At 40.8% G+C, this 13581-nt stretch carries 12 protein-coding genes; 3 read left to right on the plus strand and 9 right to left on the minus strand.

The annotated features are described in order from the left end of the window. Window positions 1-176: 176 nt before the first annotated feature. The 6 genes from RTR43_RS16860 to RTR43_RS16885 all read right to left on the minus strand — a co-directional run bounded on the left by RTR43_RS16860 (window position 177) and on the right by RTR43_RS16885 (window position 6222). Window positions 177-1166 carry a LacI family DNA-binding transcriptional regulator gene (locus RTR43_RS16860; RefSeq protein ID WP_312473389.1) on the minus strand — a complete coding sequence of 330 codons (990 nt, stop codon included), beginning with the start codon at window positions 1164-1166 and terminating at the stop codon, window positions 177-179. Between the two features lie 11 nt (window positions 1167-1177). After that, entirely contained in the window at window positions 1178-2227 is a 1050-nt protein-coding gene (locus RTR43_RS16865) for an aldose epimerase family protein (protein ID WP_312473390.1), read from the minus strand. A gap of 76 nt (window positions 2228-2303) precedes the next feature. Continuing rightward, window positions 2304-3782: a UDP-glucose--hexose-1-phosphate uridylyltransferase gene (gene galT, locus RTR43_RS16870; RefSeq protein ID WP_312473391.1), complete on the minus strand. Its 1479-nt coding sequence runs from the start codon at window positions 3780-3782 to the stop codon at window positions 2304-2306. An 11-nt stretch (window positions 3783-3793) separates the two neighbouring features. Then, the gene (gene galE, locus RTR43_RS16875) at window positions 3794-4777 is read right to left on the minus strand and encodes a UDP-glucose 4-epimerase GalE (protein WP_312473392.1); all 984 of its coding nucleotides are present in this window, start codon (window positions 4775-4777) and stop codon (window positions 3794-3796) included. Continuing rightward, window positions 4778-5959 carry a galactokinase gene (locus RTR43_RS16880; RefSeq protein WP_312473393.1) on the minus strand — a complete coding sequence of 394 codons (1182 nt, stop codon included), beginning with the start codon at window positions 5957-5959 and terminating at the stop codon, window positions 4778-4780. 89 nt (window positions 5960-6048) lie between these two features. Then, a complete protein-coding gene (locus RTR43_RS16885) occupies window positions 6049-6222 on the minus strand; it encodes a CoA-transferase (protein WP_312473421.1) in 174 nt (57 codons plus the stop codon). A gap of 183 nt (window positions 6223-6405) precedes the next feature. Here RTR43_RS16885 and RTR43_RS16890 point away from each other — a divergent pair, with 183 nt between their 5' ends. Then, window positions 6406-6720 (plus strand): winged helix-turn-helix transcriptional regulator, encoded by a 315-nt coding sequence (locus RTR43_RS16890; protein WP_312473394.1) that lies wholly within the window; start codon window positions 6406-6408, stop codon window positions 6718-6720. Window positions 6721-6737: 17 nt separating this feature from the next. Further along, entirely contained in the window at window positions 6738-7658 is a 921-nt protein-coding gene (locus tag RTR43_RS16895; protein WP_312473395.1) for a DsbA family protein, read from the plus strand. A 414-nt stretch (window positions 7659-8072) separates the two neighbouring features. Here RTR43_RS16895 and RTR43_RS16900 read toward each other — a convergent pair whose 3' ends face one another. From RTR43_RS16900 to RTR43_RS16910, 3 genes are all read right to left on the minus strand, one after another. After that, entirely contained in the window at window positions 8073-9533 is a 1461-nt protein-coding gene (locus RTR43_RS16900) for a substrate-binding domain-containing protein (RefSeq protein ID WP_312473396.1), read from the minus strand. 183 nt (window positions 9534-9716) lie between these two features. Further along, on the minus strand, window positions 9717-10949 hold the full coding sequence (locus RTR43_RS16905; protein WP_312473397.1) for a Zn-dependent hydrolase: 1233 nt from the start codon (window positions 10947-10949) through the stop codon (window positions 9717-9719). Between the two features lie 336 nt (window positions 10950-11285). Then, a complete protein-coding gene (locus RTR43_RS16910; RefSeq protein WP_312473422.1) occupies window positions 11286-12179 on the minus strand; it encodes a LysR family transcriptional regulator in 894 nt (297 codons plus the stop codon). Window positions 12180-12304: 125 nt separating this feature from the next. Here RTR43_RS16910 and RTR43_RS16915 point away from each other — a divergent pair, with 125 nt between their 5' ends. Then, a complete protein-coding gene (locus RTR43_RS16915) occupies window positions 12305-13366 on the plus strand; it encodes a YeiH family protein (protein ID WP_312473398.1) in 1062 nt (353 codons plus the stop codon). Window positions 13367-13581 lie beyond the last annotated feature (215 nt).

Raw genomic sequence — 13581 nt, forward strand, 5'->3', positions numbered from 1 at the left:
TTTTATCGATAAATGAACATTTTTCATCAGTAGTTTAAATTGGATACTACCGTTACAATAGCTGTTATCAAAGATTCCAACTAAAAAGACTCAGAAACAAGAAAATGTACCCTATAGGTAGACTTTTTTAAAGTGCCTACCTATAGGATACATTTTAATGAAGTGGTGATCTTAGCTTAAAAACTGCTATTTCTTATGATGAGTTTGGTTGCGATGAATATTTTCTTGGCGGTTTTTCTGCCTTCGATTCGCTCCACGAGAGTGTCAACGGCAGTTTCACCCATGAGTTCGGTATACACCTTTACCGTGCTTAAAGCAGGAAAGACGTATTTAGAGACACTGATATCGTTGACACCGATGATATTCACGCGGCCTGGAACAGAAATTCCTTCCTCCATTAAAGCCCTGAGTGCACCTACAGCAATCGAGTCATTCCCTGCGAAAATGGCGGTTGGTAGGTTGTCACCATGCTCCTGAATTGCCTTTTTCATCAAGGAATGTCCATCATCAACGGAAAAGGCACCTTGGTACATAAACGCTTCAGTCAATATCCCTTTTTCCGCCAAATAACCTTTGAATGTCAATTCCCTTGGGTCCTCTATGATAGAGGTTTTGTCTTTAAACCCTTCTCTTCCGCCAATATATCCGATTTGTTTATGGCCTTTTTCAATGAAATAATCGAGTACTTTTCTTGTTGATTTTTCAAAGTCAATCACAATCGAATCAAACCGATCTTCATCCGGAGAAGTGTCAACAAAGACAATATTTTCAGTAATCTTCACTAAATCATTCACTTGCTTGCTGCTAAACTTCCCAATCGCAATAAGCCCCTGAATATCATCTTCCTTCAAATCCTCAAAGTTGTCTTGAAAATACTTGGCCGTGTCCATTCCTAGCTGCCGGCAACGGTTTTCTACCCCTAGCCGTATTGACATGTAATACAAATCTTCCAGTTCTTCCTTTTCGGTATACCATTGGAGGACGGCAATTTTCCCTACATCCTGCTTTCGTATCGGTTTCTTTTTATAGGATAGTTCCTCCGCAGCTTCAAAAATTCTCTTTTTAGTATCATCGCTAACAGAAAGGGTTGTGTCATAATTCAGTACCCGGGATACAGTGGCAATCGAAACGCCAGCCAGTTTTGCAATATCCTTAATTGTAGCCATATCAATTCTCCTTATTTATTAGCAAAAAAACGATACTTCGTCGTGGAATAGTATACTTCCTCTGGGTTTAAAATGACAGTTGGAAATGCCGAGTGATGAATAGCATCAGGCAGCCCTTGCGTTTCCAGACACACACCCAAATAATTTCTTGCTGGAACACCTGATATGGAGAAGGGGCCCTCTAGTTGATTAGATGTATAAAGGACCACACATGGCTGATTCGTGGTAACCTCTAGCATCCGGCCGCTTTCTTCGTCACTTAAAACGATGGTGTTTTCACCCTTTTTTGTAAAAATAAGCGGGTGATCGTACCCATGTCCGACGAGCTCGTTTTGTGAATGCGAGGAATTTATTCCATCCTTTAATCTTCTCGCCCGCTGAAAATCAAAGGGGGTATTCGTTGGATCAATCATTTTACCAGTGGGAATAAAATCAGGCCCTAGCTCTAAAAAGCGATCGCTATCCATTTGAAGCTTATGCTCTGAACAATCCCTTTTTAAATTTCCGCTTAAATTAAAATACGAGTGATTAGTTAAGTTTACCAACGTTTTTTGATCAGTTTTGCCTTCAAAGATCATACTTAGTTCATTTTCATTAGTTAGTAGGTAGGTTACGATTGTATCCAAATGACCTGGGTAGCCCTCTTCTCCGTCCAAACTATGGTAAAAAAACTTCACACCCACAGCGTTGTCTTCCTCTAGTTTTTCGGTCCTCCAAATTACTGAGCTAAAGCCCTTCTCACCGCCATGTAAGTGAGTGGGTGCCTCATTGGCTGCAAGTCTGTATTCCTTTCCGTCCAGTTCGAAACTAGCACCTTTAATTCTACCGGCCACTCGGCCGACAACGGCTCCAAAATACGGCGACCATTGCAGATACTCATCAAAGCCCTCAAAACCAAGGACAACATTTTCAAAGTTACCAGCACGATCAGGGACGATGATTTTGGTAATCACACAACCGTAATTCAGGCATGTGACCGTCATGCCTGAATCATTGACAAGTGTATACTCGGTAACGGACTCACCCGCATACATCCCGAATATTCTATCTTGTATTTTCATCAATATATCACTCCATCATTTCAGAACCCTTACTTGGTTCAGACAAATTCTAAGCCCTTAACTACATTCCCCAAGATTATAATGATTGGATAAACCGCTGGAACCCGGCAGTGCCCGCTTCATCCCGCTTAAATACACCAGCATCCTCTAATGCCTTCAAAAACTTCTTCCCTACCTCTTCTCTCACCAGGGATTCAACGTTTGATTCGTCGGCAACAGAGTGATAGTGTGCTTTTAATTCTTCAGCCCAGCTTAAATGATAATTGGCAACATCAGCAGTTTTTCCAAGAATGTACTTCTCCACATCTTCCAGTTCTTCCTTTAAGCGTGCTGGTAATACGGCCAGTCCCATCACTTCAATCAGGCCAATGTTTTCCTTCTTGATATGATGCACATCCGCGTGAGGGTGGAAAATTCCTAGTGGATGCTCCTCACTCGTCCGGTTATTGCGAAGGACCAAGTCTAGTTCAAACAAGTCGCCATTTTTACGAGCAATCGGTGTAATGGTATTATGCGGAATCCCATCGGTCCAAGCAATTATTCCAACCGCTTTATCACTGTAATTTTTCCATTTTGTTAAAATATGAGCCCCTGCTTCCACAAGCTCACCTTTTTGTTTTGATCGTAGACGAATAACTGACATCGGCCATTTGACGATCGAACATTCCACATGCGAGAAATTACCCATCACAAACGTCCAGTCAGAATCGGCCTTTGCCATGGCAAATTCATAGTTTCCGCCTTGATAATGTTCATGTGAAAGAATCGAACCACCAACAATCGGTATATCTGCATTGGAGCCCAGAAAATAATGTGGAAATTGCTCGACAAACGCTAATAACCTCGAAAAAGTAGTGGGACTAATCTTCATATCGGTATGCTTTTCAGATAAAACAATACAATGCTCGTTGTAATACACATAAGGCGAAAATTGCAAATACCAAGCCTCTTCCACGAGATTTAACCGAATCATCCGGTGATTCGAACGGGCCGGATGGTCGATTCTCCCTGCATATCCTTCATTCTCAACACACAGAAGACAATTTGGATAGTTCGTTTTTTCCGCTGCCCGTTCACGTGCGATACTCCGTGGATCCTTTTCCGGTCTTGATAAATTAATCGTAATGTCAATTTCACCAAACTGTGTGGCTGCCTTATATTCAATATTATTACGAATTCGCTTCATCTGAATGTAGTTACTATTTTTACTTAATTGATAAAAATACTCTGTTGCCACTTTAGGATTCTGTTGATATTTTTCATAAAAAAGCTGATTTACGTTGGATGGGCGCGCGATAAAGCAGTTCATGATTTTGCTCGAAAAAATTTCTTTTGCATCAAAAATATTTTCAATAATGCCATGCTCGCAGGCATACTCGACAATCTGGTCTAATAAATCAGGAATTTCGCTTTCCTCACTAACTTCCATGTCCTTAAAATCAACTAGATGCAGCAGTGACAAGACCTGATTGCGTACGTATATTTCATCCTCCCGCTCGATTAATTGAGCGGCAAGTACTTGATTAACTAATTGTTGGACTAGCTGATAAATCATTTGCTTCACCTCTAATAACCGTTTGGATGATGCTTATGCCAGTTCCAGGCATCCTGAATAATTTCATGTATCGACGTTCTTATTGGATTCCAGCCCAGCACCTGCTTTGCTTTTTCCGAGGAAGCAATTAACGTACTCGGGTCCCCTGCACGCCGTTCACCCATTTGCACTGGAATATCGATTCCTGTTACTGCTCTAGCAGTCTCGACAATTTCTTTTACCGAGAAGCCTTGACTGCTGCCAAGATTGAAAATATTACTTTCTCCGCCCTTTTGCAAAAACTTGAGGGCTAGGATGTGAGCAGCAATCAAGTCCTCAACATGGACATAATCTCGGATGCAAGTACCGTCCGCGGTATCATAATCATCCCCAAAGATGGTCACGGCTGGTCTTTTTCCTAAGGCCGCTTCCAAAACAATGGGAATCAGGTGCGTTTCCGGATTGTGGTCTTCACCAATTTGCCCATCACTTCTTGCCGATGCCACGTTAAAATAACGGAGGGAGACGTACTTAATCCCAAATGCCTTTTCACACCAAGCCATCATTTTTTCCATCGCTAATTTCGTTTCACCATACGTATTCGTTGGTAGTGCGTTCGCCTCTTCGGTAATCTGCACGACCTTCTGTTCACCATAAACAGCGGCGGTGGAAGAGAAGACGATCGGCTTAACACCGAATTCCTTCATCATTTCAAGGACGATTTGCGTTCCGTACACATTGTTATCAAAGTACTTTAACGGCTCGACCATTGATTCACCAACCTGTGAGTTGGCAGCAAAATGCAAAATTGCTTCAATATTTTCCTGTTCAAAAACAGAGTGCATAAACGCTCGACTGCGGATATCTCCTTCATAAAAGCGTGCCCGTGGATGAATTGCCTCCTGGTGACCTGTCTGTAAATTATCAATCACCACTGTATCGAACCCCTGATCAATTAACTGGTATACAGCGTGAGAACCGATATAACCCGCACCGCCTAAAACAAGAATACTCATTTATACCGCCTCCTCCATTTCAATTTCCTTTGCCCCGTCTCCAATGCTGGCAACGTAGAAATCTGCCTCATAGCCAATCTTGTCACGATAGGTCACACCAACATTGGTAATAAATCTGTTAACCGCTTCGTTTTCAACAATTGCGATGGCACAACCGCCAAAGCCTGCACCCGTCATGCGTGCCCCTAGGACTCCTGGTTGATTCCAAGCAGCTTCTACCAAACTATCAAGTTCTAGGCCCGTTACTTCATAATCATCTCTTAAAGAAATGTGCGATTGGTTCATCAACTGTCCAAACGCCACTAAATTTCCAGCCCTTAACTCCTCCAAAGCCTTGAGCGTTCTTACATTTTCATAAACCGCATGCTTCGCCCGTTTGCGGACGGTTTCATTGGTGATTAAGGATTGATTTTCATCAAATTCTTCTTCCGAGAGCTGTCCGAGTGCTTCAATTGGGAGTCTTTGCTGAAGCTTGGCCAATGCTGTCTCACATTCGCTTCGGCGCTCGTTGTATTTGGAATCCGCTAGCTCCCGGCGTTTGTTCGTATTCATAATGATAATTTTGTGATTTTTCAGGTGGATCGGTGCGTACTCAAAAGTAAGTGTTTGACAATCCAACAATATCCCGGCATCGATCATTCCCATCCCAATTGCAAATTGGTCCATGATGCCACTGTTTACCCCAATAAATTCATTCTCTACTTTCTTTCCAAGCTTGATTAACTCAAGACGTGGAATATCTAATCCAAACAAACCAGTAACAAGGACTCCGGTTAACAATTCAATCGAAGCTGAGGAGGAAAGACCGGCGCCATTTGGAATATTTCCATGGATGGCACACTCAAAGCCAGTTGGAATCTCGTATCCCGCCTCGATAATATACCGAATCATCCCTTTCGGATAATTGGCCCAATTGTGTTCTTTATCATAATCTAGCTGTTTTAAGTTAAATTCGATAATTCCTTTGTCAGGAAAATTACTCGAGTACAAACGGATAAGACCATCCTCGCGCTTTCTCACAACAGCATAGGTCCCATAGGTTATCGCACAAGGAAAAACATGTCCGCCATTATAATCTGTATGTTCGCCAATTAAATTAATCCGTCCGGGAGCAAAAAACGCTTGTCTAGGTAAAACATGAAACAAGTCCAGAAATGTGCCATTTAACGTTGTGAAGTTCATGATTCATTGCCTCCAATCATCCTTTATTAAACTATCAATCTTGTAAGTAAATATCGATCTTCAAGCACATTTTACTCTCTCCAGTAAAACTATTCAATAATTTTACTAAAACTTTTACTTAACAATATAAAAAGACGGTTGGTAAACCGTCCTTTAAGCATGGCAGATACAAGCGCTTGTGGTGTACCTACCCCCATAAATCCCCCTGCCATAATGGTCATTCCATCTGTAAATATCGATGAAACTTTCTCCATTGAAATCATTTTATTCACTTAAAAGCACCTCCTGAAAATATTTGTTATTGGTCCTCACACATATTTTTTATGCAATATTTGTGCCAACAAATAAAAATGTGATAAAGTCATTTTTAAATCAAAAGTATACTTTTTATATTTGATATATTTTTTATACTTGTTATACTTAAGTATATAAGGGAGGTTGTTATAATGGAAATTTGTCCATATCTTCAATATTCATTCGAAATACTAGGTAAAAAATGGAATGGATTAATCATTCATTATTTATCCATCAGTCCAAATGGCAGCGCCCACTTTTCTGAAATAAAACGTGACCTTCCAGATATTACTCCTAGAGCCCTTTCAATAAAGCTATCTGAGCTAGTCGAGTTTGGATTAATTAAAAAAAATGTAATAACCGGATCTCCTGTAACGATTTCTTATGAATTAACGGAAAAGGGAAAAACATTAACTGCTGCACTTGAACCGATTCAGAAATGGGCTCAAAACTATAAAGAATTTTAAAGAAAAGAGGAAACTACATGACAAACAACAAAATGGTTTGCGACTTAGAAACCGGTGTGTGTGGTGAAGCTGGTGAAGATGTAATGGAAACAATTGATTTAAATCCACTTCAAAAAAAGATTACTCTTTATTATGTAACAGACCCAATCTGCTCCCACTGCTGGGCGCTTGAACCCGTATTGCGCAAATTTGAAGAACAGTATGGACATTATTTTGACTTGCATACGGTGATGGGTGGATTGCTGCAAAGCTGGGAAGGTTTTGCTGACGTAGCGAATGGCATTGGCAGTCCTTCAGATGTGGCTGGTCATTGGAGAGAAGTTGGGGAACATTCCCGCATGCCAATTGATGGCTCATTATGGCATGATAATCCTATTCAGTCATCCTATCCCCCCTCCCGAGTGTTTAAAATAATTCAGCAAAAGGATGAGCAACTGGCAATGACCTTTTTGCGCCGTGCTCGTGAGGCGGTTTTTGCCTTTAACCACAATATCGGAGATGAACAGGTATTGATTAACCTTGTCAATCAATTAGGCCTAGACGGGGAGCAAGTTGTCAGACAATCTGGACTTTCAGATGGACACGAGCTTTTAGATCAAGATTTCGCACTTGCCAGAAGCCTTGGTGTGAGCGGTTTTCCAACCATCATCATGGTGAACGAGGAGAATAAAGGCGTCAAAATCGTCGGAGCCCGTCCACTGGAATCCTATCTAAAAGGACTAGAACAGGTACTAGGAACAACTGAACCTTTACAAGCACAAACACTTCCTTCACTTAAAAACCTCCTTGAAAAAGAAGGATTATTGTTCTCAAAAGAAATCGAAGTCCTGTATGACCTTGAACAAAATCAAGTTAGTTCTTTTATCCAAAAAGGTCTTTCATCCGCTGATTACGAACTCAGTGAAATTCTTGGAGAGACATATATCGTTAGAAAATAGAATAAAGACGTAATAAAATAAAAAGCAAAGAATTGGTAGGTATACAACAGCCATTGGTCTTACGTTAATTCATATAGTAAATTTCCATGTTAAAGTTGTTATCATTTATTACAGACAAAAAGCTCAGTGAAGGTTATTCACCGAGCTTTTTGCCTGTAATGCTTTCATATAATGTTTTAGAATCCTTTTCCGACAGTTTAGTGTATTTTCTTTTTCCTTGAATGACCGAAAATTGGATGCTATTTCTTATCTGAATTGTAATGTTTTTTGTTAATTTGATACAGAATTTGGTATCTTTTCTTAGTTTTCTACTTCAAAACTGAACTATCTAAAGATGCTCCTCGCCTTTTCATTCGGCAAAGACACACCGTGTCCACCCCACGCGTACAAACGTCCACAGATGGTGCCTGACACCTACTTAACTGCTTTAATATATCCAATTCTTTCAACAATCTCTTGCCCCTGTGGTCCTTGCATCCATTCTAGGAATGGTTGAATGGTTGGTTTTGGGTTGTCCTTCAGCGTTATTGCGTATAGGCTGGCGGTGAATGGATACTTACTGCTCGCGATGTTTTCCGGATTTGGTTCCACACCATCGATTGCCAGCAGTTTAATATTTGGATTCGCCTTCATCCCGGTTGCAAAAAAGCGGAATGAAAAGCCTATCGAATTGTCATAGTTTCGATAATCAGCAACCTGCTCAATAATCCCGCCCATCCCTTCAGGTACATCTTCCTTCAGAGGCTTCATAATCGGCGTATCACCCATAATTTTTTCCAAAAGTGTTTGGCTTCCGGAATTTTTCGGACGTTGAAAGGCAATAATTTTCTTATTCTTCCCGCCAACCTTACTCCAATTTTTGATTTTTCCAGAGTAGATGTCTTTAATCTCAGAAACTTTTAAGCTATCTACTTGATTACTTGGATTGACAAAGAAGACAAAGGCTTCCTTGCCAATTGGTGTCATAACCAGTTCTTTTCCCGCTTCCTTCGCCATTTCCTGCTGCTCTTTTGATGGCACGGCACCAAAGTAAATATCTACTTCCCCCGCTAATAAGTGTTCATATGCATAAATCGTATTGGTAAAACTAACGATTTTCCCGGCTTCACCGCTCTCTTTTTCAATATTCTCATAGGCTGCATTCGCAAAGGCTGAGTACACCGGAAATGCCGCTTCTGCTCCGTCTAAAATCGGCATATCACTCGGGTTCTTGATTGAAAATGTCGATTGTTCCGTAAGCTTTGGTAGCTTGTTTTCTGGATTCGTCACTTCATACGGGGTTAAATCCGTACTAGAGTAGCCCCCGCCATATTTAAAACCATAGGATGGCAAAACCGTTTGACTGCGCTGCCATTGAACAGCAACACCTGTACCCAGTGCAAGGACAAACACTGACAAGACAGACAGTAATTGCCGCCTATTAAAAGCTAATCGTACCTTGCTTATTAAGACTGCAATAAATACCCCGATGACAAATGCTAGCTCGTAAGCTAACGGTGCCCATAGAAACAATCTTCCTTCACCACTAAACATGGCGATAAAATAGATGGGCCCCAGCGCCAGATGAAATAAACTATAGTAAAACCAGGAGTTTGCCCCATAAAACCCGCCGCTGATCAGCATAAAAGCAGCCCATAATACAGCAGTATAGGCAAGCGGCAGAAAGTAGAGTGTGAAAAGCCCTGTCAATTTGCCGGACTGAGCCCGCTTCTTATTTAGGAAAAAGCCTACGAGAATACCGCCAATACTAAGAGGCAGAAGTGCAGCAATCATGATATCATCTTGCCCCGTGATCATTATGATAAAAGAAAAGATAGACAATACAAAAGGCATTACACCGAAATTCACAAACAGTAACAAAAGTTTTTTTTCCATATTAATCCCCCTTTTCACAGTGAAATTTATGTATATTTCCCAATATTAATTAGTGTAATTTTACACCTTTATCCCCCGTTTTACAATATAGTTTTTGCAAAATACAGACTTCTTTTTCAATCATAAAAAAAGACTCTTCCGCCAGGCGAAAAAGTCTACTATTTTTATTTCCAGAAATGGACCTTATTTTGATAACAACGTTAAGACGGTATCTAACACCACATTTACCCCATTTTCGCAATCATCCCAAGTCGTTAGCTCTTCTTCGCAATGGCTTTTTCCATTAATACTTGGAACAAACAGCATCGCCGTTGGGACGTAGCTGGCAATGAATTGAGCATCATGCCCTGCACCACTGACCATTCGTTTATTGGAATACCCTAACGATTGGGCAGATTGTTCTAAGAGATTACAGATTTCCGGTTCAAACCAAACTGTATCCCGCTCCCATAATTTTGTCACTTTAACCTCACAGCCCTCATTGACTCCTAAATGCGGAAGGCCTTGAACAAAATCCTTATAGGTGCTAACGATTTCAGGATCCTTATGCCGTGCCTCCAGTGAAAAGACTACCTTATTTGGAATGACCGTATGGATACTTGGATACACATTCACCCTGCCGATGGTGAAGACTAATTCTTCATCTAACGCACCTAAGCGGTTGCGGATTTGGTTGATTAAATTATTGGATGCAAAAAGGGCATCCTTTCTCATGTTCATTGGGGTTGTACCGGCATGATCCGACTCCCCTGTTACTTCAATCTCGAAGCAGGCCATTCCCACAACACATTCGACAATGCCGATTGTGAGCGCCACATTTTCTAGGATTGGTCCTTGTTCAATATGTAGCTCTAAAAAGGCGGTCGCTTCTTTTAGGCGATTCTCAACTGCGCCTTCGTACCCGCTGGCTTTGAGGGCTCCCTCAAAGGTAATTCCCTCTGAATCTTTCTTTTTTAACATGATAGATTTTTCAAATTTACCAGAGAGCACACCTGATGCCATCATCGAAGGTTCAAACCTTGCCCCCTCTTCATTTGTAAAATTGACAATCGTAATCGGAATTTGCGGCTTAATGTTATTTTCCACCAAGGTTCTGACCACTTCTAAGCCAGTTACTACACCTAACACGCCATCAAAGCGGCCGCCTTTTTTTACCGTATCTAAATGTGAACCAATCAGAATAGGAGGTTTATTCTCGAGTCCCGCGAGGGTAGCATACATACATCCCATATCATCAACCTTGACCGTCATTCCTAAGTCCTCGCAGCAAGAACGGAAGTAATTTCTTACCTTGATATCTTCCTCAGATAATGACAACCGGGTGACCCCATTGTTTTCAGTCCGGCCAAAGTCAGCAAATCGTTCCAGTTCCCTTTTAAGCCTTTCCCCATTAATCAATAACTTTTGCTTTTGCATGATTACACACTCCCTCTTAAAAATGAGATTAAGAACGTTTTTATTGTGTGTTAATAAATCTCATGGAGCAGAAAAGCGGAAATTCAGTTTACTAGTATCTGCAACGACCTTCATTACACAAGAAGTTCAGTTCGCAAGGTTATCTTATTTTATCATTTATGAAAATATTCAGTCATTTTAATTATATAATACATTCTCTAGCTGTCACTAGACAAAACATAAAATCTTTCCGGTAACTTGTTTTATCATTTGTATAATTCCACTATTAAAACGAACTAAAACAAAAAAGACAACCAGCCATTTAAACTAGATATCTCAGTTGGTTTAATAAAAACCTTAAATAGCTTGCTCTGCTAAATAGTAGCGCAGTGTTTCGATGAACGTTTTCAAGGCTGTCGTCTGGTAAGGTGAATGGGTTAGGATGGAAAAGTTCCGTTTAAAAGGCATGCCCTCCACTGGAATCATTCCAATATAGCCATATGTTAGCTCTTTTTCTATTGCCCAACGGGACAATAAACTAATCCCAAGTCCTGCCTCAACCGATTCCTTAATCAGTTGCGTGCTACCGAATTCCATTATTTTTTTCGGGGTGAAATCATACTTGCGAAAAAGATTTTCTGCCGCTTCCCTTGTACCTGAGCCCTCTTCCCTTAGTATCCATGTTTCTTCCTCTAGATCAGAAATTCTATTTTCCCCTTTCATGGATAATAGACGATGGAAAGGGGGAGCAACGATGACCATTTTATCTTCGGAAACTACTTCTGAATTTAGAGTGTCCTCTTTAAAAAATCCTTCAATGATGCCAATATCTAATTGATGCGTCTTCACTAGTTCAATGATTTCTTTTGTATTTTGGATCTTAATGGATGGATTGATGAGAGGGTATTGCACTTGCATATTAGCAATAATATGCGGCAGGATATATTCACCAAATGTGTAGCTGGCGCCAATCGCAATCAGCCCGCTCGCCTTATTTGTCAGGTCGTCAACTAATGACTGCATTTTTGTATATAGTGCCAATATTTCTTTTGCATGATGATAGACAATTTCCCCTGCCTTATTAAGGCGAACATACTTATTGCTCCTCTCTAACAGCCTCGAACCAATTGATTCTTCTAAGGTTCTAATATACTGACTTACGGCCGGCTGAGTCATGTGCAGCTCCTCCGCCGCTTTAGAAAAATTCTCCTTTTCCACGACCTTTACAAACACCACTAAATATTGATCCATCATTTTTCCCTCATTAATTGTTTTATTTATATAAATTTACTTATCATTCCTATTATATATCTTTATTTTTCTTATGCACGAATCAGGAGTATGCTGAATGTAGAAAATAACTTGAGGTGATTTAAATGGGGAGCCAAAGTGCTAAAGCTTTATCTTTGAACGAACAAGCCGGCCGGCAACAAAAAATTCCTGAACCAAAGCCTTCTGTATGGTTATGGTTAGCAGGGATCGCCTTTACTGTCGTCATAGCAGCATTCGGTTATGCATTATCAAAAGTCCCTGGCTTTGATCATGTAGGACCACTTGCTTGTGCCATTGTGATTGCAGTCATTTATCGGCAATTTTTCGGTTATCCGGAAAAAATCCGCTCGGGGATCCAATTTTCCTCGAAACGCTTTTTACGCTTCGCGATTATTTTATACGGTTTAAAACTTAATATTGATATTGTGCTTCATCAAGGGCTGGGACTGCTTGCACGTGATATCGGTGTTATTACTTTTGCCATTTTAGCAACCATTTGGTTAGGGAAACTTTTAAAAGCAGAGTCCTCTTTAGTATTACTCCTTGGGGTCGGAACAGGGGTATGCGGTGCGGCAGCGATTGCAGCCATTTCACCAATCATCAAAGCAAAGGATGAGGATACCGCTATTGGAGTAGGAATTATTGCGTTAGTAGGTACTATTTTTTCGATTACTTATACGATTTTGCGCCCTTTTCTTCCATTATCAGCGATTGATTATGGAATCTGGAGTGGGATCAGCCTCCACGAAATCGCCCACGTCGCTTTGGCTGGAGCCCCGGCGGGACCTGATGGTTTAGCGATTGCTTTGTTAGCAAAATTAGGACGTGTTCTGCTGCTCATCCCATTATGCTTTATTCTTATGTATTGGATGAAACGGAAAAATGCCGGAGAAAAAGGGGATACGAAAATTGAATTCCCTTGGTTTTTGATCGGATTTATTTTGATGAGCTTGTTTGGAAGTTATGTTCTTGGAAAATCTGTTCCAGTTTCGAAAGCTGCTTTAGATTGGATTTCAACGGCGACAACCTTTATTCTAACCACCGCAATGGTCGGTCTTGGTCTGAATGTTAGTTTACGTGATTTACGGACAAAAGCACTGCGACCACTTATCGCCATGTTGATAACATCAATCGTTCTTTCCGTTGTAGCATTTTTTATCGCCTAAAAGTATGCTTTCGATTTCTTTGATAGGTAGATTTATAGTAAGAAAAAGAAACTGAACTTAACAGCCATTCTTAGCAACAAAACCGGAAAACCTTAGCCGCCACGACCTCAACGCCAACTATCGAGTAGAAAAGAAATTCTCTACTCGACAGTTCCAAAACAAAACGTCCACCCCAGGAAGACAAATGTCCACGAATGGTGTCAGGCACCAACAGT

Origin of the sequence: Neobacillus sp., from assembly GCF_031988165.1 — a bacterium.
GTDB lineage: Bacteria > Bacillota > Bacilli > Bacillales > Cytobacillaceae > Neobacillus > Neobacillus rhizosphaerae.

Coding starts and splice junctions, on each gene's coding strand:
- RTR43_RS16860 (WP_312473389.1), bottom strand. CDS start 1,166: ATGGCTACAATTAAGGATATTGCAAAACTGGCTGGCGTTTCGATTGCC.
- RTR43_RS16865 (WP_312473390.1), bottom strand. CDS start 2,227: ATGAAAATACAAGATAGAATATTCGGGATGTATGCGGGTGAGTCCGTT.
- galT (WP_312473391.1), bottom strand. CDS start 3,782: ATGATTTATCAGCTAGTCCAACAATTAGTTAATCAAGTACTTGCCGCT.
- galE (WP_312473392.1), bottom strand. CDS start 4,777: ATGAGTATTCTTGTTTTAGGCGGTGCGGGTTATATCGGTTCTCACGCT.
- RTR43_RS16880 (WP_312473393.1), bottom strand. CDS start 5,959: ATGAACTTCACAACGTTAAATGGCACATTTCTGGACTTGTTTCATGTT.
- RTR43_RS16885 (WP_312473421.1), bottom strand. CDS start 6,222: ATGATTTCAATGGAGAAAGTTTCATCGATATTTACAGATGGAATGACC.
- RTR43_RS16890 (WP_312473394.1), top strand. CDS start 6,406: ATGGAAATTTGTCCATATCTTCAATATTCATTCGAAATACTAGGTAAA.
- RTR43_RS16895 (WP_312473395.1), top strand. CDS start 6,738: ATGACAAACAACAAAATGGTTTGCGACTTAGAAACCGGTGTGTGTGGT.
- RTR43_RS16900 (WP_312473396.1), bottom strand. CDS start 9,533: ATGGAAAAAAAACTTTTGTTACTGTTTGTGAATTTCGGTGTAATGCCT.
- RTR43_RS16905 (WP_312473397.1), bottom strand. CDS start 10,949: ATGCAAAAGCAAAAGTTATTGATTAATGGGGAAAGGCTTAAAAGGGAA.
- RTR43_RS16910 (WP_312473422.1), bottom strand. CDS start 12,179: ATGGATCAATATTTAGTGGTGTTTGTAAAGGTCGTGGAAAAGGAGAAT.
- RTR43_RS16915 (WP_312473398.1), top strand. CDS start 12,305: ATGGGGAGCCAAAGTGCTAAAGCTTTATCTTTGAACGAACAAGCCGGC.